Annotated in this window: 17 protein-coding genes and 2 pseudogenes; 8 read left to right on the forward strand and 11 right to left on the reverse strand. The window is 44.8% G+C overall.

Going from position 1 to position 22,705, the window contains the following annotated elements; translation table 11 throughout:
- Positions 1-10: 10 nt before the first annotated feature.
- The 11 genes and pseudogenes from tssL to tssH all read right to left on the reverse strand — a co-directional run bounded on the left by tssL (position 11) and on the right by tssH (position 13,637).
- A pseudogene (tssL, locus tag FHW74_RS20895) lies at positions 11-1,379 on the reverse strand (type VI secretion system protein TssL, long form).
- Complete coding sequence (tssK, locus tag FHW74_RS20900) at positions 1,379-2,725, reverse strand: type VI secretion system baseplate subunit TssK (RefSeq protein ID WP_183172233.1); 1,347 nt, start codon at positions 2,723-2,725, stop codon at positions 1,379-1,381. Before tssK ends, tssL begins: the two are co-directional and overlap by 1 nt.
- Positions 2,726-2,728: 3 nt before the next feature.
- Positions 2,729-3,244: a type VI secretion system lipoprotein TssJ gene (tssJ, locus tag FHW74_RS20905; protein WP_183172234.1), complete on the reverse strand. Its 516-nt coding sequence runs from the start codon at positions 3,242-3,244 to the stop codon at positions 2,729-2,731.
- Positions 3,245-3,338: 94 nt separating this feature from the next.
- Positions 3,339-3,824, reverse strand: a complete 486-nt coding sequence (locus FHW74_RS20910; RefSeq protein ID WP_183172235.1) for an Hcp family type VI secretion system effector — start codon at positions 3,822-3,824, stop codon at positions 3,339-3,341.
- 230 nt (positions 3,825-4,054) lie between these two features.
- Positions 4,055-5,561: pseudogene (tssC, locus tag FHW74_RS20915) on the reverse strand (type VI secretion system contractile sheath large subunit).
- A 16-nt stretch (positions 5,562-5,577) separates the two neighbouring features.
- A complete protein-coding gene (gene tssB / locus FHW74_RS20920; protein WP_183172236.1) occupies positions 5,578-6,111 on the reverse strand; it encodes a type VI secretion system contractile sheath small subunit in 534 nt (177 codons plus the stop codon).
- 98 nt (positions 6,112-6,209) lie between these two features.
- On the reverse strand, positions 6,210-6,806 hold the full coding sequence (locus FHW74_RS20925; protein ID WP_238406879.1) for a fimbrial protein: 597 nt from the start codon (positions 6,804-6,806) through the stop codon (positions 6,210-6,212).
- Positions 6,794-9,391, reverse strand: a complete 2,598-nt coding sequence (locus FHW74_RS20930; protein WP_238406880.1) for a fimbria/pilus outer membrane usher protein — start codon at positions 9,389-9,391, stop codon at positions 6,794-6,796. The genes FHW74_RS20925 and FHW74_RS20930 overlap by 13 nt, the downstream gene beginning before the upstream one ends.
- A gap of 65 nt (positions 9,392-9,456) precedes the next feature.
- Entirely contained in the window at positions 9,457-10,227 is a 771-nt protein-coding gene (locus FHW74_RS20935; RefSeq protein ID WP_183172237.1) for a fimbria/pilus periplasmic chaperone, read from the reverse strand.
- Between the two features lie 134 nt (positions 10,228-10,361).
- Positions 10,362-10,907 carry a fimbrial protein gene (locus FHW74_RS20940; protein WP_183172313.1) on the reverse strand — a complete coding sequence of 182 codons (546 nt, stop codon included), beginning with the start codon at positions 10,905-10,907 and terminating at the stop codon, positions 10,362-10,364.
- A 66-nt stretch (positions 10,908-10,973) separates the two neighbouring features.
- The gene (gene tssH, locus FHW74_RS20945) at positions 10,974-13,637 is read right to left on the reverse strand and encodes a type VI secretion system ATPase TssH (RefSeq protein WP_183172239.1); all 2,664 of its coding nucleotides are present in this window, start codon (positions 13,635-13,637) and stop codon (positions 10,974-10,976) included.
- A gap of 455 nt (positions 13,638-14,092) precedes the next feature.
- Here tssH and tssF point away from each other — a divergent pair, with 455 nt between their 5' ends.
- Genes tssF through FHW74_RS20980 form a run of 8 tightly spaced genes read left to right on the forward strand, consistent with a single transcriptional unit; the run spans position 14,093 to position 22,696 of the window.
- On the forward strand, positions 14,093-15,973 hold the full coding sequence (gene tssF, locus FHW74_RS20950) for a type VI secretion system baseplate subunit TssF (RefSeq protein ID WP_183172240.1): 1,881 nt from the start codon (positions 14,093-14,095) through the stop codon (positions 15,971-15,973).
- Positions 15,970-16,995 carry a type VI secretion system baseplate subunit TssG gene (gene tssG, locus FHW74_RS20955; RefSeq protein ID WP_183172241.1) on the forward strand — a complete coding sequence of 342 codons (1,026 nt, stop codon included), beginning with the start codon at positions 15,970-15,972 and terminating at the stop codon, positions 16,993-16,995. Before tssF ends, tssG begins: the two co-directional genes overlap by 4 nt.
- Before the next feature lie 50 nt (positions 16,996-17,045).
- A complete protein-coding gene (locus tag FHW74_RS20960; RefSeq protein ID WP_183172243.1) occupies positions 17,046-18,107 on the forward strand; it encodes an ImpA family type VI secretion system protein in 1,062 nt (353 codons plus the stop codon).
- Position 18,108: 1 nt separating this feature from the next.
- Positions 18,109-18,924, forward strand: coding sequence for a fimbrial protein (locus FHW74_RS20965; protein WP_255459963.1), 816 nt, complete (start codon positions 18,109-18,111; stop codon positions 18,922-18,924).
- Between the two features lie 24 nt (positions 18,925-18,948).
- Positions 18,949-19,110: a hypothetical protein gene (locus FHW74_RS22945; protein ID WP_255459964.1), complete on the forward strand. Its 162-nt coding sequence runs from the start codon at positions 18,949-18,951 to the stop codon at positions 19,108-19,110.
- A 23-nt stretch (positions 19,111-19,133) separates the two neighbouring features.
- The gene (locus FHW74_RS20970) at positions 19,134-20,471 is read left to right on the forward strand and encodes a GlcNAc-transferase family protein (protein ID WP_183172244.1); all 1,338 of its coding nucleotides are present in this window, start codon (positions 19,134-19,136) and stop codon (positions 20,469-20,471) included.
- Positions 20,468-21,058 (forward strand): hypothetical protein, encoded by a 591-nt coding sequence (locus FHW74_RS20975; protein WP_183172246.1) that lies wholly within the window; start codon positions 20,468-20,470, stop codon positions 21,056-21,058. Before FHW74_RS20970 ends, FHW74_RS20975 begins: the two co-directional genes overlap by 4 nt.
- A 6-nt stretch (positions 21,059-21,064) precedes the next feature.
- Entirely contained in the window at positions 21,065-22,696 is a 1,632-nt protein-coding gene (locus FHW74_RS20980; RefSeq protein WP_183172247.1) for an OmpA family protein, read from the forward strand.
- Positions 22,697-22,705: the final 9 nt, after the last annotated feature.

Below are 22,705 nucleotides of genomic sequence, written 5' to 3' on the forward strand. Positions count from 1 at the left end.
CGGCACCCTGTTAATAATTGACAAAAATTTCTACGCGGCGATTCTTCGCGCGTCCTGCGGGATCGGCATTATCGGCCACAGGTTGAGTTTCGCCTGCGCCCTGCGCCCTGCGTCTTAATATCGTCCGCCATTATGCCTTCCTTACGCAGATACCTGGCGACATCCTCCGCCCGCTTTTCCGAAAGAACCTGGTTATTAGCAAATTCTGGTTTCTTAATCGGCGTAGCGTCGGTATGGCCAACGATTAATACTTTGCCATTGACGCGTTTAATTTCCTGAGCAACGCGACGCAAAATATCTTGCATTTCTGGCCTAACCTGCGCTGAACCTACGGCAAACATAAAATCACCTTTAAATACCACTTTACTCAGCGCCTGGGTTTCATCAACGGTAACCAATTGCTTTTCAATTTCATTCTTTAACAGCACGGCCAGACGTAAGCGAACTTTTTCAGTAGGTTTAATTAACGTACCACGGTGCATAGCTGCCAAACGCTGTTCGAGATCCGCTTCTCTCATCACGAGATGATATTTACACCAGATAAAACTTGTGCTTAACAAAAGAATGGCCAGCCACAACGTCAGGCGATAAGGAATATAAAATCGCAGCTTGCGCTTAATTTTATGCGTATACAGTGCATGGGGAGAAAGTTGCGCAGGCAATACTTCTCTTGTACTTTGAATGAGTGTAATGAGTCGCTGACGGATTTTTGTCAGATGCCGTTCACCGCCTTCAATGATGCTGTAACGGCCTTCAAACCCTAAGCCTAATATGCGCAGCATAATTTCAAGCACATCAGCATATTCGAAAGCGCTCATTGAAAGGCGGCCAACTAACAAGAAGAATTTATTCCCCCCATCATTATCGCCTTCAAAATGATTCAATAAGTTGCTTTGGGACCAGCCGGAACGGATACCCCAGGATGTCGCATGTGCGGCCTCATCCAATGCAGTGCAAAGGCAATAGCGAACAATCGTCATCTTTTTCCACGAAATATCCGCTTCGTCACAAACCACCCCAAATAAAGTAATCTCTTTTTTTAGCGTATCCTTCAGTACCTCGACCTCATCAGAATCGGTAACCTCGGATGGCATTTCGCTAAGCGCCCGCAAAAGCGGTGCCGCCGCTTCCAGTAACGGAATCGTTGCGGCTTTCACTTTCAAAAGCCTTTGCTGCACGCTCTCGCCTTTAAGTAACGCATCGTTAAAACGTGTTTTGCGTTCTCGGGCTTCTCTGTACGCATCGCCATTAGCGTTGCCTTCAGCAATCGAATACAGGGAAACCTGATCGTCAAGCAAGAACTTACCCAGTGCCTGTAGGCTCTCATCATCCTTTAAGTCCGGTTTGTTAGCCGCTACCGGATCCATGGTTTCGTCCATTACTCTCGGATCCCCCATAGTTCCATTTTGAGGCCCGGAAAGTCACCCGCGATATGCATTGCCAATGCACCATTCTGAGCAATGGTTTCCCAGAATGTCCCTGATTTAACGAGTTCAAAATAGACGTAGCCCGAGCTATAAGGAATTTGACGTGGCGGCACGGGTAAGTTTTGCATAACCAACCCTGGCAAGTGCGATCTGACGAGTTCCAACAATTGTTGCGGTGCGCTGATTTTTGCCTGCGCAGAGAATTGCTGCTGCAGTACATCCATCGGCAATTGTGCATGGACCGCTAACACCAGGCCGGTAAAGCTTCGCAATTCATTCGGCAATATTGCTGCCGACCAAATCCCATTGCCCTTATGGTGCAGTTCTATCATCTGACCGGCACGCACCAGAATCTGATTAAGCAGATCATGAACATCTTCAACCAGAGGACGAATTGAGGGATAAAGCCGCGCATGGTCGTATTTGGGCGCTGGTTTAGGACGACGTGTTTTTACTCTGACAAAAGTGGAAAGCTCGCCTGCAAATTTTGCTAACTCTTCATAGAGCCTGACTGGCGGGAGTTCAGGTATATCGCGCAGCATATCGAACACCGGCTCATAGGCATTAAAAATTTGCAGCAAAAGATAATCCACGATTTCCGCACTGGCGCTGGCTTTGCCATCACTATTGGCAAGGCGTTTAGCGAGCATTTCCGCACGCATGCGAACCAGACCGTTCAAATGGGTCAGCCATTCTGTTAATAGCGTATTTGCCGCATAGCCCGTCACTGGAGGAATATAATCATCCAGATGCAGCAACACGCTGCCATCTGGTTGGATCGCTTTGACTTTGGTGAGTGGTAAACCGATCCATGACTCCGTCATTTCCATTTCAGGCATTAATTTCAGACGCAGGCGTGCCAGTTGAACAGGCTTTGGCCCCTGACGGATCGAATTGGTATCGCACATCTCTTCTTCAAAGGCGTAAAAACGCGCAAGAGAACCGCCATCAAACTCATCGAAAATGGTTTCATCGCTGTTATCCAGACGTAGCGGAACCGCCAGGTAAATCAGTTTACCAACATGCTCTGGCATAATAGTTAACGGCTCGGGTAACTCAGCATGCCCGGGAATATCAAACGGCGTACCGTCAGGCAATACGCCTTTACCAGAACGTAAAACCAATTTGCCGTAGGAAAGCGCCTCTTTATCAATTTCATATTGCGCAAATCCCCAGAAGAATGGCGTTATCGTGACCGCGCGTTTATGCGCGTAATACTCCAGATAGCGCTCCTGCTGCTGAAATAATTGCGGGCGTAAAAATAGCCCTTCGCTCCATATAACTTTATTCGTTCTCACGGGTCAATTCACTTCATCAATAATAATGGATGTTTTATCAAGCTGAATGTTAATCTTTTTCTCAGAGTCAAAGAGTGAAAGGTGGTACCACGCCCTCGACTTTGGCGGCGTAATTTGATAAATATCGCGCCATTCCGCTTTATCGATTTCACGAAAAGCTGCTATCACACCTATGGCGTTAACATCTGCGGCAGGTTTTAATGTAAAGGTTCTCGTTTCGCCGGGCCTTAAAATATACTCATGAATTTTGCTAATATCATTTGTTAAAGACGGATCGGAAGCGTCTAAAAATGTAAAAAAATCACTACTGTTGAAGTTGTCTGTATCCCGAAGTTCATAAAGCGTCATACTTACCGACGTAGCCTTGCCCGCAGCGTTAGGATTAATTGATTTTGATGCTGAAATAGTCACCGGCAAAGCCCCAGACGCACTATTCCTTTCCGGCATGCTGCATCCGAAAAGCGTTAATACGCATAGCGCAACGGCGAATGGGCTAAAACGTAATAAATAGAAGCTCATATATTCAGGAAACCTATTTACTCTATCTTTTATTGAACCGCAAAAAACTTAAAAACCTGCCACAAATGTGACAGGTTTAACATCAGGCTAAAAATCAACCATGCAGGTTTGCTTTAACATCATAACTTGCTGAAATAACGCCAGACTTATGACCTTCAGCATTCTGCATCACGTAATCTTGCGTCATTTTCGTAAATGAGAAATGAACAAGTTCACGCGGACGCGATTCATCTTCCAAAGACCCATGCAGATCCACTCGGGTGATAATAGTGTCGGTGAATTTCATAATCAGGTATTCCAGCGGATCGCCGCCAGCTTTACGCACAACAAACTGGATATTCTTGATATGCTTACCGGTCAAACAGTGATTAAGCAGATTCGGGCTCGCCTTATCTACATAATGTGTAAAGCTGAAATCGTTAACAGTCGCTTTACCGGAACCGCCACCTGAACCACTGTGCATATTTGAATGCTGAGAAACGACCCAATCCCAGTTTAATACCTGGATTTCATTTTTATGAGTAGCATCTAAAGACTCCCCTTCGATGCCGTCAATTTTGATAAACATATCCTGTGCCATAATTATCCTCTTAAGCACGTTTAATCGATAAGAAACAATAAGATTAAGCAATTTTTCAGATTATATATTCAACATGATCCACGCAAGGCGGTGATTCCACCCTTCACAAAATATGTTTACAACACAATCAATGCATTGCTTTCTTATGCTGTTACAACTACCTGTTACAGGTTTGATAACAAAAAAAATAGCCTTCCAAAATCAGCCATGTTTTTGTTAATAGCTTTCAATTAAGCTACGTCTTTTAATGAAGGCAGCTTTGCAACCATACGTAATGAAACAGTTAAACCTTCAAGTTGGAAATGAGGACGCAGGAAGAATTTCGTCTGGTAATAGCCCGGATTCCCTTCAACGTCTTCCACAACAACTTCAGCCGCCGCCAAAGGACGTCGAGCTTTCGTATCGATAGTAGAGTTTGCTGGATCACCATCTACATAGTTCATTATCCAGTCATTCAACCAACGCTGCATCTCGTCGCGTTCTTTAAACGAACCAATTTTGTCGCGAACAATACATTTCAGGTAATGAGCAAAACGTGAACACGCGAACAAATATGGCAAGCGAGCCGAGAGATTAGCATTTGCCGTTGCATCTGGATCGTAATATTCAGCAGGTTTTTGCAATGACTGCGCGCCGATAAAAGCGGCGTAATCGGTATTTTTACGATGAACCAGTGGAATAAATCCATTTTTCGCTAGCTCAGCTTCACGGCGATCGGAAATAGCAATTTCGGTTGGGCACTTCATATCAATCCCGCCATCATCTGTCGGGAAAGTATGGCACGGTAAACCTTCGACCACGCCGCCACTTTCAACACCACGGATCAGCGTGCACCAGCCATATTCTTTGAACGAGCGGTTGATATTGACGGCCATCGCATAAGCAGCATTTGCCCAAATATATTTACTGTGATCGGCGCCATCAGTGGTTTCTTCAAAATGAAACGCATCCACCGGATTTGTACGGATCCCATACGGGAGGCGCGCCAGAAAACGCGGCATTGCCAGGCCGATATAACGGGAATCTTCTGCCTGACGCAGAGAATTCCATGCGGCATATTCCAAGTTTTGAGTAAAAATTTTGGTCAGATCGCGTGGGTTCGAAAGCTCCTGCCAGGATTCCATCTGTAATACAGCGGGTGATGCGCCTGTAATAAAAGGGACATGCGCAGAGGCAGCGACTTTACCAATTGAAGCCAGGAGATCGACATCCGGAGCAGTATGATCAAAGAAATAGTCCGCAACCAGACAGCCATAAGGCTCACCGCCTAGCTGGCCATATTCTTCTTCATAGATTTTTTTTAAATAGCGGGCTCTGATCCCAGGCGATGCCCTTATAGCGTTTCATATTGCGACGAAGTTCATTTTTAGAAATGTCCATGAATCGCAATTTCAACTTTTCATCAGTTTCTGTGTTGTAAACCAGATATTGCAAACCACGCCATGCACTTTCCAGAGACTGAAATTCGGTGTGATGCAGTATCAGATTAATCTGCTCAGAAAGTTTGCGATCGATTTCGGCAATAATAGAAGCGATACTTTTATAAGCATCATCCGAAATAGTTGCTGAATTCGCGAGCGCTTGCACTGCTAATGTTTTAACCGCGTCTTCAACCGCTGCTTTAGTTTGATCGGTCTTAGCTTTAAACTCTCTTGATAACAAAGCGTTAAAGTCGCTAAACGTCGCAGCTTCAGGAGTTTTTGCATGCCCTTGTTTTTGGGCTTCACTTACAGACATATAGTTTCCCTCTAAATCATTCATCCTGAGACAGATCAGCAGTCGTCTGTTCTACTTTCGGTGCAGAAGCCAGCGCATTGAGTAGCGCTTTATCCTTCAGTAATTTCATAACCAGTTCTTCAGCTCCCGCTTTGTCATCCATATATGTTTGTAGATTGGCGAGCTGAGTTCTGGCTTCGAGCAATTGTGAAAGTGAATCGACTTTTGTTGCGATAGCATCAGGAGAAAAGTCATCCATACATTCAAATGTAATATCCACCATTAACTGGCCTTCGCCTGTCAATGTATTCGGCACCGCAAAAGCAACCCTGGGCTTCATTGCTTTCATACGCTCATCGAAATTATCAATATCAATAGCCAGAAATTTACGATCAGATACAGGTGGAAGCGGTTCTAAAGATCTACCAGAAAGATCCGCTAATACCCCCATAACAAACGGCAGTTCAATTTTCTTTTCACTACCATAGATTTCCACATCATATTCAATTTGCACGCGAGGTGCACGATTTCGCGCAATAAACTTTTGCGAGCTACTTTTACTGACAGCCATGATAGTCCTTTAATATTTTATCTCAGTTTAACAAGCAATTGTCCAGACTGAATTCGTTATTCATTCTATCAATTGCATATTTAATATGAATATAAAGCTCATTTATAGTACAGCTCAATTCCTGCAATGGCTTTAACATCACCAGCAGTAACCGCATGATTTCCCTTAGCATAATAACTGGATACAAATGCGTGTGTGACGTCATTACCTGCTGTGTCTATAACATAATCCTGCATAGTATTACTGTCATCTATTTTTATTTGCGTATTGTCGCTTTTCCGAATTCGTACCTGCACATTACTGCTATAGTTTGATCCGGCAGTATTTACTAAATTACCCGTCTGGGTATCTGATGCACTCATCCCACTAACAAACTGTAACATGATCGTTTTTCCGGCAGGGCAATTCTTTAGTGTAACGTTAAATACCCCGCTTCCCCCTTCGGCACCATCCTGTTGTAAAGTTGCAGAGGATAATGTCGGTAAAGTTACCGTTTCTGACGAAGTGCCGTTATTGATACTAATATCACAGGTATCCTGAACATAAGTGCCTTTAAATTGCACTTGCACCTTACAATCGACACCAGCGCAACTTTGTGCCCAGGAAGAACACATGGACATTATAAAAATTACATTAAGGAAAAATATTCGATACCCTAACGTCATTATTTCAGAATAGATGTTTAACGAACGCATATGGCCTCCAGTTGCGTAATAGAATTACTAGCGACTGCAGTAGAAAGCGGCTGCCCTTGTTGAGGACTAATCTTGCATTTATCTTTATTAATATGTGCATAAAGATTCTGAGTCAGTGGGTCCCAGCCCCGGACAAATGCCATACCACCCTGCCCAATCACACTCTGGCTTACATTGTTGTCATCAACAATTTCTGTACCGATAGGCAAAAATTCATTGTTTTGATCACGTAAAATGAGTACCACTGGCACCCCAACCAGTGTTTTCATATCCACACCGATGGCTGCGCCCATTCTGGGGACAACAATTTTTTCGTTTTCCAGCACATCAACGGTATCCGGTAAGCCTTTAGTACTGACGTTTATTTGGTTTTCACGATACGGTGTCAGTGAAGGCATAATTGCATAACCACGCCCATCTATTTTTGCGCCGTTCCCGTTTATGATTGTGGCTCCCTTAGCCCCTTTTGCCCCGATAATTGCGAAGGGATATTCTCCCAACTGAGGCCCTAGGGTTACGCCGCCTTTATGAGCCACCACGCTCCCACTCGCTGAAAAGGAGACCTGGCTTGATTCACGATTATCTACCGAACCCGTCAAGCCATATTGGCCAATCGGTGAACGATAATTCACATATCCACTGAAGGCATCGTGTGAGCCTTCTGAATCAGCATTCGCGAATGAGGTACCCATTCCATAATTCACCTCATCCTGTGGACCGCGACTGCCAGAAAGGTTGGTACTAAATTGTTCGTTGCCCTTATTACTATTGCTATAACTAGTATAGAGAGAATCAAACAGTGGACGATCGGCAGAACTTCTCCCAAAAGGTACGTTGACTGATACCAACACCGTATTTTCATAATTCCCGTCTTCATCACTATTACGTAGTGCTGAAAGCGAATAAGAGAAATTATCTAACGCCTGATTATAAGTAATGGAATATTGTTTAGCTGTCCCTCTATCGTCCCAATAGTTATAGTAAGTGCCTGATATATCTAGAGAACTATTAGACCATAATGCCTGAGACACCGTAACGCTAAAACTTTGCTTAGCACGATATGATGAGCCTAAATAATCATCATGGCGATATCCTTCACGCTCAATACTAGCGTCACGCAGTGAGTAATACCCTTCAGAGGAATAACGATAAGCCGCTATCGTCATGTTAGTATTTGTTTGATCCAGGTACTTAGAATAAGCAATTTTATAACTGTTTCCCCACTTGGTGCCTTCATCACCCAATTTGCTGCGCGCACGGGTCATATCGATCGAAAAACCACCAATGATAGTATTAATCGCATTACCAATAGCCAGAGACTGATAAAACTCGCCAAACTGCGCCCCACCATAAACAGTGAGTCGGTTTTTTAGCCCGTAGCGCACCGTACCCTGCAAAATTTTTGGCAAGTCACGCAGAACGTCATCTCGCAACTCACCCAACGCAATGCTAAAGCGCGTTACCCCTTGATGCAGTAACATTGGAGGAGCAGAAAAAGGGATGGTAGTAAATTTTTGTCGACCATCCGCTTCGGTGATTGTCATTTGCAAATCACCACCGTAACCCATCGCACCGATATCACTTAATTCGAATTGCCCGGGAGGGACGACTGTTTCATAAATTTTTTGACCATGCTGCATGATAGTGACCTTCGCATTGGTATCCGCTACGCCACGAACAATAGGGGAATAGTTACGAAGCCCCTCTGGCAACATTCGATCATCCGAAGTTAGCTGTGCCCCACGAAGATTAAAACTATCAAAAACCTCGCCATTGGTATTGCTGTCACCTATTAAAAATTGACTCTTAAATGCGGTTATATCTTTTGCGGCATAGGTATAAAGATTATCCGTTTTCATCCCACCGTCATTTTTGGCCCAATTAAGATTGGTGCGCTTACGAAGGCGCCAGTCCAATAAATTCAATCCTCCGAGAAAACTGACGGTACTGGTGTAGTCATTATTGGGGTCACTATAATGAGAACTGGCATTATAAGTGCTGTATATATTAGCGTTATAGTCGAGATAACCAACTGTCTCCCCGCTATCCCAACGGCTTGGATCGGTATAACCTCTCGGAAATACAATTTGGTTCGCCTGGGGTACGGTAATATCTAATTCGAAATCGCTCTGGTTATAATAAACATGGCTTTTATCAATGAGCTCCTGAATAGTAAAGCGTTTATCAGCAATAACCATAGCCTGCTTTTTCAGCCCTGGCTTAGTAGTCTCATCTATTTTAATCCCAATAGCCTGTAATTCTTGCAGGGTAAATGCGGCAAGCGCATTATCAGCCGTACTTAATTCATTAAAGTGAACGTCATATTTACCGCGCCGTTCACCATTTACAGTAACGAGTACATTGTATACGCCAGCGGTAACAGGGTTACCCTCTTTAAAACGCGCTACGTCAACCCCACCACCACGAATAAAATCAGGGTTATATTCCATCACTGCCGCACTGTTCGCATCAGGCTGCTCAGGATTGGACATTTCTGACTGCGCCGCCCCCCCTTTGGTTGAAAAAATAGTAATAATGACCGATGCAATGGCCGTCAGCGAAGTCACTTTATGTTTGTTTTTCATATCGCTTCCCTGGAATTCTGTTTGGATACTTTTATATTAGTAATACGCGCTCCGCTTGAAGCTCTTTAACTTTGAGGTGTTTGATCTTTCAATATGAATGACTGATTTTGCCAGATGAGATGATGCTGATGCGCTGCGCCGTAATCATTAATTGAGCGAAAATCAATGGCGGTAATATTATTGGTAACCGACGGACTATTTTTTACCGGGAATTCCAGCCGTGTAAATGGTGGAACCATATCAATATTAATATCCGCTCCGATGCTCCCATTTTTTACAGCAGCGCTATCAAACGAAAAGAAATAAGGGGTAGGGTTCTCAATAGAAACCAATTTGCTGCCATTAGAAGCGCTTTTGACACTCCACTTCAGTTTTTCAACCTGCTCTTCGCTGCTTTCAGTCAAACTCTCTGGGCGGTAAAATATTTTTATACGCGTACGAAAAGCCAGTTCGAGCTTATTTTTATTATTCGCAACACCTTGTTCCTTAGGGGGAATCTCTAACATATTGAACCAAAAAACCGACTCCCGATCCTTAGGTAATGCGGTACCGTTATAAATTAGACGTACGCTTTGACCACGCCCGGGTTCAACACGATACACAGGCGGCGTAAGTATAAATGGCGTTTTTACACTATTAACATCGCCATTAACTTTACCATCATCTGTCCAGACCTGCACTAGTGCAGGCTTATCCCCCCGATTATTGGTTCTAATGTTAACTTCTTTTTCTGACGCAGGAAAAATGATCCGCGTACCGCTAATAGTCATCGCAGCTTGCAAATAAAAGGGAATTAAAAGAGCAATCAGCATTAAATACAAAGCTCTGATAAACATGGTAGCATCCTAAAAAAGTTAATAAGAATAAAAGCCAGCTGTCATTAATAAATGATGCTCGCTTTTATTTTCACTAAGCGTCCAACTTAGCTAAGCCAGACGCTTTATTAGTAATTTAAGAAAATGACTGGCGATTAAGGATAAGCCAGGGTGTAGTTAACTTTTGCAGTAACATCCCCTGCTGTGGTTACACCTGTCGCATAGTAACCACCGATATAACGCATAGTGGCTTTATGTGTGGTGGAATCAATATCAAACATTTGACCAGTAGTACCGATAGTCATTGGCGTACCATCTGCGTCATAAAGACGAACCTCAACTTCAGCTGCTTTGTTCGCAGCTGGCGCAGCGTTAATAAGGTTACCGGTAGCCATATCTGCGCCTGTGCTGCCAATCGCTTCGAAGTGAGCACCTACTTTAGTCAAAGAGGGGTCACAATTCTCAGCATGAATGTCGAAAGATGTTGAGCCCGCTTCATCACCCGGTGTTTTCAGTGATGCGGTAGAAAGCGTCGGCAGCGTTACTGTGAGATTTTCGTCACCACTCACAATAGAGCAAGTTTCAACAATCAGTTTGCCGTTAAAGGTTACGGTACCCTGGGTCACAGGATCGACAGCGTTAGCGCCGAATGCAATAAATCCCATAGCCAAGAGGCAGGCAGAAATTTTTGATTTAAACATTTTATATTCCTTAATAGAATTTGTCATTAATAATGCTCATCTATACATACAGTCCTTCGCTTTTCCTTAATATGTGGTTTCCTCTCCCTCCTGCTCAAATACTATGAAACGTTTTTCACATTGACCTTCCCCAATGTTTAACGAGATACGCGAAAGCTTTTCAACATTATTCAGAATACGTCGACTTAATTCAGGAACTATTTTCTTCTCAATGAAATGTATTAAGGCTCTCGCTCCCGTCTCAACAACCGGACATTGTTCAGTAATCCATGAAACAACTTCATCTGTAAATGCCAGTTGAATGTTATGCTGTACATTCATGCGCGAAGCAATACGTAAAAGATGCATTCTCACAATGTTTTTCAGCGATGCGGAATCAAGCGGAATATAGGGTATTATTTTGATACGTCCTAAGAACGCTGCCGGAAAAACTTTTAACAATTCCGATTGTAGCGCTTTAAGTAATCCTTCTGCATCTGGTGCTGTTTCAGCATCGCTATACAATTGGCTTGTTAATTCACTCCCCACATTGCTGGTTAACAGCAATACGGTATTTTTGAAATCAATGTAACGGCCTTCTCCATCTTCCATCCAGCCTTTATCAAACACCTGGAAAAAGAGTTCATGGATATCCGGATGGGCTTTTTCTATCTCATCGAGCAATATAACGCTATAAGGTTTACGCCTTACCGCCTCGGTCAGGACGCCACCTTCACCATAACCGACATAGCCTGGCGGTGAACCTTTTAGTGATGAAACCGTATGCGGCTCCTGGTACTCACTCATATTGATAGTAATAAGGTGACGTTCACTGCCATATAGATTTTCAGCGATGGCCAGTGCTGTTTCTGTCTTGCCAATCCCCGAAGGGCCAACCAGCATAAAAACACCAATAGGCTTGTTTGGATCGGCAAGACCAGCCCGGGAAGTTAAAATACTTTCCGAGATTTGTGCCAGCGCATGCGCCTGCCCTACGACACGTTCTTCCAGTCGCTGAGGTAGCTCAATGATTGAGCGTGCTTCATCTTTGACTATTTGACCCACTGGAATACCGGTCCAGTCAGAAACAATATTAGCGATGACGCTCATATTCACTTCAGACGGAACCAGCGTCTGATCGCGGCGTATGTTTTCGAGCTGGTCTTCAAGACCTGCCATTTTTAAATAGCAATCAGCAAGTTGGTCTTTATTGTTTTCAGGATGACTTTTTTGATCTAAAGCATTACGTGCATCAATGAGTTCGGTAACCAACGCTTTTTCTTTTTCCCAGCGTTCTTCCAGAGCACGCGCATTATGGCTTTCCTGAGTGATACGCTGGCGTAATACTTCGGTACGCACCGCATCGTCCTTACCATAATTGAGCGCCTTTTCGACCAGGGTCATTTCAGTTAACGCGGTTTGCTCGCGATATTTCATCAATTGCAGTGAGACAGGTAGCGCATGCTGCGCCACAGCGACTCGCGCGCAAGCAGTATCCAACAGGCTAATGGCCTTATCGGGTAGTTGGCGCGCTGGAATGTAACGGTGCGAAAATTTAACCGCCGCCTGAACTGCCTCATCCATAATCCATACGCCATGGTGCTGCTCAAGCATCGGAACCAAACCACGCAACATTGCAATGGCATTTTCTTCGTCCGGCTCTGCTATCTGCAATACCTGGAAACGACGAGTTAAAGCAGGATCTTTTTCAATATGGCGTTTAAATTCGCTCCATGTCGTCGCCCCGATGGTGCGTAATTGACCGCGGGCCAGTGCTGGTTTAAGAAGGTTTGCTGCATCGCCAGTACCCGCCGCACCGCCCGCGCCTACCAGCGTGTGCACTTCGTCAATGAACAAAATAATGGGAATGGGCGAGCGCATCGCTTCATCAAGTACTGCCTTCAGACGCGCCTCAAATTCCCCTTTCATGCTGGCTCCTGCAGAGAGCGCCACGACATCCAACATTAACAATCGCACTCGAGACAGTGCAGGCGGCACATTCCCTGCAACAATGGCTAACGCAAGACCTTCGACTACCGCGGTTTTGCCCACGCCCGCCTCGCCAGTCAATAACGGATTGTTCTGGCGACGACGCAGCAAGATATCAATCATGCTGTTGATTTCACTGTCGCGTCCTAATACCGGATCGATTTTAGCTTCGCGCGCAAGCGCGGTAAGATCGGTTGAGTATTGTTCCAGCGAACCACCTGAAACAGGTTTGATGGCACGACTGGCTTCGCCTGGGATAGCGTTGTTATCACAATAATCATTTTCAAGTGATGCATCCTGCGCTTCATGCGAAGTTTGCGTAATAAAAGCGAGATCCTGACTCAGTATTTCCAGCGGGAGGGCAGCCAGTTCTGGAGCAATAGAATTCAAAGCCCGACGTAATTCTATGGTCGTCAGCATCGCCATCAGTAAATGGCCGCTACGGATGCGGCTCGCGTAAATCCACGCACGCTCAATCGCTAATTCAATATGATATGAAAAATCAGTAATACTCGTTGCGCCAGTGGGTAACTGCAACAAAGCGTGTTTTAAGCTTCGCTCTAGTGTATTAACGTCAGCGGCAAAATGGTGAACGACTCTTCTGAGATCGCTATCGGAGCTCTGATGCCAAAGTTGATTTAACCAGTGCACTAATTCTACATAGGGATTTCCCTTTAACTTGCACAACGTTGTCGCGCTTTCAATAGAGCGATACAACGTCTCATTGAGCTTGCCAAATAAGCTTTTACGAGTAATAGACACAATGCGATCCCTGAATCATTGTCCAATAGAAATAAGTATTCAAAATCCAATGAAAATTGGTTACCAAATGAAACACAATGACAATCAATGCAAAAAAGCGCTCAGATAAATCTGTGCAAACATAATAATCAAACTGAGCGCACAGATTAAACAACACAATTTAAGTCAAAAGTAGTCGACAACCTGTAATAACAGGAATTCTAAGAAAATGACCCAAGAAAAATAACCAACTCCGAAAACGTATATTCATAAGCAACTAATTTTTAATTAAAAAATTTTGAAAGTCTCAATATAAACACCCAATGCATTTGAATAACAAAAATCACGAAGCCATAATTTTCGACTGCTGCAGACTCTTAAAAAACAGAGCTTTGATGGTGGAAGAAATTAATATTTAATTTTGCCCTAATTGAAGCCATTAATTTTCGCTAAGGGAAAATTCGAGCCATCTATCTATGGATCTTAAGTTTCTTAATTACTATAACCAAGAGCTCACTTTTGTCAGAGAGTTGGCGAGTGAATTTGCCCAAAAGCATCCTAAAATTGCCAGTCGTCTCGGCATGCAAGGCATTAATGTTGCAGATCCGTATGTTGAACGATTAATTGAGGCGTTTTGTTTTCTGTCAGCAAGGACGCAGCTTAAGTTAGATGCTGAGTTTCCGCATTTCACTCAGCGGCTGCTGGATGTGATTTACCCCAACTATAACTCCCCTACGCCGTCCATGGGTGTTGTTCAGTTAAAACCCAATCTGAAAGAGGGCGATTTAACTCAGGGGTATCATGTGAAGCCCCAAAGCGCGCTTCACACCTGTATTCCTGCTGGCGAGAAGACGCGTTGTGAATTTCGCACCAGTCAGGAAGTCACGCTATGGCCACTGGAAATCGTCGAGGCGCGATTGACGTCCGTACCACCTGATATCCCTAATCTTGAGCCGTATCGGATATCACATCACAAGCTGAAGGGCGCATTGCGTATCAAATTACATTTGAAAGGTGAGGTGCTTTTCTCTCAACTCGCTGGTCTCGACCGCCTACCTATTTACATCAATGGTGACGAGAGGATCGCCTCACATATTTTTGAGCTTGTCCATGCCAGTCACGTTGCGGTGATACTTCGTGGTGGCAATGAGAATGCCTCGTACAATCACGTTGTCAGCAATTCGCCTTTGTCTTTCGAAGGGTTACAGCCTGATCAAAGCTTGTTGCCAGTATCATGGAATATCTTTCATGGTCATAATCTTATGCAGGAATACTTCTCCTGCAGGCAGCGCTTCTACTTCTTTACTCCGACGCAGCTCGCGCAGGGTTTAAAGCATAACCATACCCAGGAAGCAGAGATTATTATCCTGCTTGACCGACTGGAACAGAACCTTATTGGCCATATCGACCCAGCGTGTTTCTTACTATTTTGCACCCCTGCGATTAACCTTTTCCCCAAACGGATGGACAAAATTGAGCTAAACCGGGCTCAAAACGACTTCCAAATTGTTCCTGACCGCAGCCGACCTCTGGATTTTGAACTTTTCTCAATACGCAATGTGCTCGGACAGCAGGCCGAAACGGCAAAAGAGATTGTGTTTAACCCGCTTTACCAGACACGCCATTGCGATAACGGCAATTTTGGGCGCTACTACTCGGTAACGCGCAGGCCAAGGAATCTGAACCATAACCGAAGAAAATATGATACCCGCACTCCTTATGCTGGCACGGAAGTCTTCATTTCTCTTGTCGATCAACAGGAAGCGCCTTATGGCGATGACATCCGTTACTTATCAATCGAAGCACTGGTCACTAACCGCGATTTACCGCGATTGATCTCACAAACTGCCGCCATGGACTTAACCATGGTGGACTCAGCACCCGTGCATGGTGCGCATTTCGTTTGCCAACCCAGTGCTCCACGCCCTGCCTTTGCTTCAGGGGAGTCTGCCTGGCGGCTTATACGACAGTTAAATTTTAACTATTTACCGCTTTCAAATATGAATCATGCGCCAGGAGGCGAGGCACTACGCAATATGTTGCGCCTCTACGTCACTACCGCCGATCGTGAATCGCTGGCACAAATCAGCGGCCTTGTGAGTTGCCAGACTGAGCCGGTAATACGCCGTTTGCCGGGAGATGGCTTACTTGTTTACGGTCGCGGAGTACGTTGCACCCTTACCGTTGACGAAGAAAATTTTTCAGGTATTAGCCCCTATTTGTTTGGGTTAATCATGGAAAACTACATTGCCCGCCATGCTGCGATTAATGTATTTACCGAAATGGAATTACATTCCATGCAGCGTGGGCGAATCGGGCAATGGAAACCCCGCCCGGGGAAACGAGGCGCATTATGATAGAAAACACGACGCCTCTCAAAAACGCAACGTCATTACTAGCCGCATGGTATCGGGCTGGCCATCCGTGGGAATCGGGTTTTATTAGCATAATGCGCGCTATTGGCGCGCGTACCCCCATGTTACCCGCACCGGGAAAAGCGTTACGTCCAACCCACGAAATTTTTCGTTTAGGTCAGGCGGCGCATATGGCCTTTTCGCCGCGCGAAATAGCACAAATCACCGCTGAGGATGACAAACTCAAGATTCAACTATTCAGTTTGGGGATATGGGGTGCGCAAGGCGCAATGCCCTTACATTTAACTGAACAGGCTTTTTCACGCTCTGAATTACATGACCATACGTTAACCGATTTTGTCGATATTTTTCATCACCGTGCGATAACGCAACTTTATCGAGCCTGGTTGGTTGCACAAGATACCGCGTCATTAGACCGGAAAGATGATGAACGCTTCTCCTTTTATATCGGAAGCCTGATTGGTATTGACCCGCAAGAACTTGATGGCGTTACCCTGCCCGTGCATGCGAGGCTTGCCTCTGCTGCGCATCTGATTCGGGAATCTCGTAATCCTGAAGGCGTCGTCGGCGCTTTACGTTACTACTTTGATATTGCAGTTAATATTGAAGAGTATGCTCGTCAGTGGATTTTTCTGACTAAAAGCGATCAAAGCATGCTTGGCAACGCCGATTCAGCCATGCTTCTCGGCGACGGTGCAATCCTTGGCGATACCGTTCAGGATCGGCAGCATAAATTTCGTCTGCTACTCGGGCCGCTCACCTTAAGCCAATATATGCAGTTCAGCCCATGGGGCAAGGATTTACCCGTACTGCGCGAGTGGATCAGAAATTTCATTGGCTTTGAATATGCGTGGGACGTTCAGTTAGTGCTAGCTGCAGAAGAAGTGCCGCAGGCACAGCTTAATGGCGCACATCAGTTAGGTTATGCCACCTGGCTGGAAAGAGAAGACACCACTACCCCCGTCTCAGGAATGAGTTTCGAACCGGAAACCTGGCAATCGTAAATTGTTGGTGTGAATCGTTTTCGCTTGATGCTACTTAAAAAGAAATGGATATGAATAACAGCACACTCTCACTACATTCAGAATATTACCGGGAAATTATTCAACCCGTTCCCGGTGAAAATCCGTGCGGCTCAAGTCTAGAATACGATCCGGCATTTATTATGCTGCTTTCTCATCTTGAGCCAAAACTCGAAGCTGAATACGGTAGTTTTGTCGAAGCTGCCGCGCCAATTAATTGGGCGGAGATTGAACGGGAATGTCGCACATTACTTAGCAAAAGCATTGATATTCGTCTTATCATCACGCTTATCCGTTGTCGGATGCGTAAAATTGGGCTATTCGCCTTACATGAAGGGTTAGACGTTTTACATCATCTGCTAAAACTATTTCCGCAATATCTCTACCCTCAACTGGAAGACGAAGGGGAATTTGAACCTTTGATGCGCAGCAATGCATTTTCGGAACTTGAGAATGTCAATGGCTTTCTCGGCGATTTGCGTCAGCAATTATTACCGAAAGCCGCCGGGCAACAAATCACCGTTAAAGAGTTTGAGAAGGGTCACGCATTTCCGCGTGAAGAAGGTGCATTAGCGGAAATCACCTTGATTTCATTCATGCGAGAATGGAGCGTTAACGAAAGTGCGCTCATTCATTCTTTGAAACAAGCATCCCTGGTTCTCAACAGCATTAAAGCTGTGCTTGATGAACAGCTACGTTCTGAAGGCCCTGACTTCTTAAAACTTAGCCACATCCTCAGCCTTTTTAGTATTAGCGGTGCTACAGATTTCGCAGATACCACACCTGCAATGCCAACGCACCTGAATCATACGGCTGACAATATCAACAAGGAAACCCCAACCATTATTTCCAGTGAAGTGACGTCAGAAAATAAACCTGACACTGTCGTCATCTTCAAAAAAATTGAGTCCCGCGCAGATGCACAGGCACATTTAAGAGAAGTCAGGGCCTGGCTGACCGTTGCCGAACCCAGTAATCCAGTGATTTTGCTGTTACATTTCGCCGATCAAATTTTTGGTAAAACTTTTGCAGAACTATTAAAAATTCTTCCTCCAGAAATCGTTTCTCAACTCAATACCGGGCAGGAGTATTAACATGCTAAAGAATAAGTTTCTGTCTCTACTGATCCTTGTTATATCAGGTAACGTCTTTGCTACCTGTCAACTAGACCAGGGCACTCCGCATATCTTTAACATTAAATCAGCAACTATTACTATAGACGCTTCTGCAAGGCAGGATACCAGTGTACCGATTTATGAGGATGACTCTGGGCCTCAAGGTGCAGAACTTTCATATATTAACTGTGACAATGGAGAAATGTACGGAAGGAATGTTATGCATCTTTCCGGACAGGATAGCTCGACCAAGATATTCCAGACAAACGTTCCTGGTATTGGTATTAAAGTTCTTATGCGTAACAATAACGGCGGCAACCCTTTAAATTTTCCTGCCAGTGGGCCGATGCAGTTCGAGGATGGAAGTGCACAGGGGCGTTTTGTTTGCCCTGCTGAATCATATTTCACTATTCAACTTTTTAAAACGCAACCAACATTGACATTGACCAATAAAGGTGGTGACGTAGTGCTTCCGGCAGAAGAAATTGCGTATACCTGGGTTACTGCTGATAATCCGGCAAAATACACCCGTCGATTAAACATTGGTCAACTGATGATTATCAGCACCCCATCTTGCACATATGATAACGCAAAAACAGTTGATTTTGGTACAGTCACAACGAATACCTTAACGGCCTCAGGTATAGCACGGGATCTAGATTTCAGCCTGATCTGCAAAACTGACTATGGTAATTATTCGGCCAGCGCAGCGATTAGCACTCAAACTGCCACTTCAGACTTAAAATACATCAAAGTTAAAGATGCTGCAGGCAACATGGACCGGTTGGCAATATAAATAACGGATAGTAAAAACAACGACATGATGGTTGATGGCAGTACCAATGAAATTTTAACAAGTGTCGCTAATGATGTTGCTGCAGAATTTAAATGGCATGCAACATTATACCCTACGGGTAATGGCAAGCTCCCTGAAAATGGTGCTTTTACCGCTCAAGCTGAAATCCTGTTACAGGTTAAGTAAATATTAAATTGGGTGACAACGGAATGTCAGACAATAAAAAAATCTTTATTAGCATAGCCAGTTATCGCGATCCTGAACTGCTGCCAACTTTGCAGGACATGGTGAAGCAAGCGGATAACACTGAACATCTTCATATCGCTATTTGCTGGCAACATGATAATGAAGGCATTGATTATTTTGTAAATGCAGGCATGACGCTGCTTGATAGCGAGGTATCCGGAGAACAGGAGAGGTGGCGCTTTCAGTTCCACAACGCGCTTATTGACGTACTTAGCATTCATTATTATCTAAGCCAGGGTGCCTGTTGGGCGAGGCATTGCTCGGAAACTTTCTATGCTAACGAACGTTATTTTATGCAAATCGATTCACATTGTCGCTTCAATACTGGCTGGGACACCAGTATGGCAACGTTACTGGAATCGCTTCGTTCGCAAAGCCCAAAGCCTGTTTTATCTGGCTATCCACCCGCTTACGAGCCGGGCAATGAGCAAAAAAAAGCGCAAAAAGTCAACCGCCTGATCTTCAGGGAGTTTAACGCGCATAACATCGTCATGTTAAAGGCTATGCCGTTTGAGGGGGACTCACCTGTCAGAGGATGCTACCTGGCGGGTGGGTTTATTTTTGCGGATGGGGCTTTTGTGAAAGAGGTGCCAAACGATCCACAAATATTCTTTGCGGGGGAAGAAATCGCTATGTCAGCCCGCGCATTTACTCATGGATATGATGTGTACTACCCACACATTTTATTAATCTGGCATTATTATGGTCGCCGGCAGCACAATAAAGTATGGAGTGACCATAACAGCGAAGCAAAAGCAGCTGGCCTGATCGAAACCGCCTGGTGGGAAAAAGACAAGCTTTCCAAATATCGGGTTCGCTCTCTGTTCGGCCTTGAGTCGCAACCCGCTGATTTAGGAAGATTTACGCTCGGGACGCAGCGCACACTCAAAGAACTTGAATTACATGCAGGCGTATTTTTTCAGCGGCGTGCTGTGTTACCGGCAGTCATCGGCAAGGATCGGATTGGTTTTTTTAGCGATCAATCCCAGGTGGAAAATGACCTTTTTACGAGTGTTATTTACCCTAACCAAAAAAAAATTGTTATCCCGGCAGGCCAACTGGATATTTCCAGAGAAGATATCGCATGGTGGCACATCGGTATTTACGATAAACAAAATACTTTATTAGAGAAAATCGAAGTAGATAAAAATGATGTGGCTTCTTTGTTTAAGCAAGAGGGTGATGATCTTAAAATTGATATTGAGTTTTCATCTCTCAAGCTCTTAAAACCCCATGCGGTAAGGATTTGCCCTTATATAAACACCCAAGGCTGGGGAGAAACCATAGAGAGAATGTGGTGAAAACAGAAGCTATTTTTAATCAAATTGCGGCTATTGATACGTCGCTTAAATTTAATGCTGTTATCCCCTCGCTTGCGGATATTCAGCTGAAGACAATCAATTTACTTGAACTGTTGACTCATCAGTTAACCGAGCAAGGATATGAAGAAGAAACCGTCGATCTGTTGCTGCGGCTTTTTTGCCGTCATATCGATAGCAGCGCACATGAGAATTGCCGTCAAAGTGGCCTTTCCTGGCAAGGGTATTCGCTGGAAGCCTTTTTTTATGGCTATGGCAACGATGATACAGATTCAAAAATCTTGACCGCTCGACTACTTAATGACAGTGGGCCACGCGATACTCTCTTTAAAGCATTCACCGTATTCCTGACAGGGCAAACTCGTGTCAATACCGCGAATTTTTCAACAATGAACAGTAGCAACATCGCTGAGATAAACCACGATATCCATCCGGAAGATACACAGCAGACGCTCGCGCAGGAAACTCAAATCTCATGGCGCCAAACGGTTTTATTTTGTATCCAGCTCATTTCGGCTGGCGCATTGCTGGTTGGTTTATGGTTTTTTCTGTTTCACAGCCTGAGATAACATAAAATGAAATCGTTTTTTCTGATTTTTAAGTCTGAAATTTTCGCCGGTGCAGGGATAGTACTCTTGCTGGCAGGTTGCGGTTTTTATTCGCATATTGGCTGGAATCTGTTATTTCTGTTGGGTAGCGTGTTGTTTTTTTTTGCTGCGCTTAAATGTAAACCGCGTAACGTTAAGGCCAGCGATGAACCCGTACTCTCGCCTGAAAAGCGTTATCTGGTTTTTTTTATCATTGGCCCTTATGCCTCACGATGGTTTATTGATGGCGAGACGGCAACTGACGATGATCCTCACTCTCAGGCTGTCTGGATAACCGAGCCAGAAGCGCAGAATTTAGCGAGCAGATTAAGTCTTGCCAGGCAGCGCTATAAGAATGCTCGCTTTATGGCCTATTTTCCTTTGTTACCCGATGGACATATTACCGCCGATGCGCTGATCTCTCAGCTTGAACAATGGCGGCACGCACTGGGTTTATTAACATCGCAGCACCCGCTTCCTTGTTTATTAGCCATTTACGCGCAACTGAGTCAGGAACGACTCTCCTGGGATCCCGATAGCGCGATCTGGTCTGGCGACGCAAATATATCATTTAGCCATACGCTTTCTCTGGAGGATGCGCGCAAAGCGCTGTTTGAGCAGTTACGCCAGGGATACGCCAGTGATTCTCTTTTCGCGCTCCAACGCTACGCACTTAGCGAGAATCTGTTTCACTGGATGGATAAGACCGGGATAATGAATGCACTGAATAAAATCTTTTTATTGCCTGGTATAAAGCTAAACAGTTTGCTTGTTGCTGATTACGGTACGGGTTTTGTTCGCCATGGCGCATGGTCGCGATGGTTACAAGAAAGATTTGGCCTGTTACCCGTATTATCTGGATCGGGCACTACGCTACCTTTCCCGCAAATCCACAATAGTGAGTACACACTAACACAATATAATCCCACTGGTGGGAAAGTCGTTTATGAGAAACCCATAAAAAAATGGCCGGTCAGATTATGGGGAACCGTCCTGATTATCGCGCTGAGCATGGGGGTAGCGGCCTGGACGGAAATGTATCGAAGCAAACAGGTTCAGCTTAAGCTCCAACAGTTTAGTCAGATTGACACTGCCGCCTGGCAAGATAAATTTGATGCTTTGGATGCGCTCGAATATGACCGGCAAGAGCTACTAGCCTGTCAGAACCGTTTGATCTTTCTGAACTGGGGTTTTAGCCGCTGTGCTCAACTTATCTCACAGATTGATAGCGCGACCGAAGAGTTTCATCGCCTTGCGCTCTATAACGCAACACAGTCGCTTTCACTTTTCGCGCCAGGCGAAGCGGATATCATCCCCTCCACGCAAAGCGATCTTAAAGCGCTAATTCCTGTGTTTAAGCGAAGCACCAATACGCGCTTTTTAATTATTGGGCATGCCGACAATACCGGTTCTCATCAAAATAATATGCAGCTCTCTAAACGCAGGGCGGATACCGTGCGCGATTTTTTAGTAGCGCAATCGGGTTTGCCTAAAGACATTTTTATTACCCAGGGCGTTGGCGATACCCAACCGATGACAAGAGAAGATAGCGATGCGGCCCATTTGAAAAATCGGCGCATTGAAATCATTCCCTTGATTCAAAATCATCTTATCAATTGAGGTTGTTTG

Origin of the sequence: Atlantibacter sp. RC6 (assembly GCF_014193285.1) — a bacterium.
Taxonomy (GTDB): Bacteria; Pseudomonadota; Gammaproteobacteria; order Enterobacterales; family Enterobacteriaceae; genus Atlantibacter.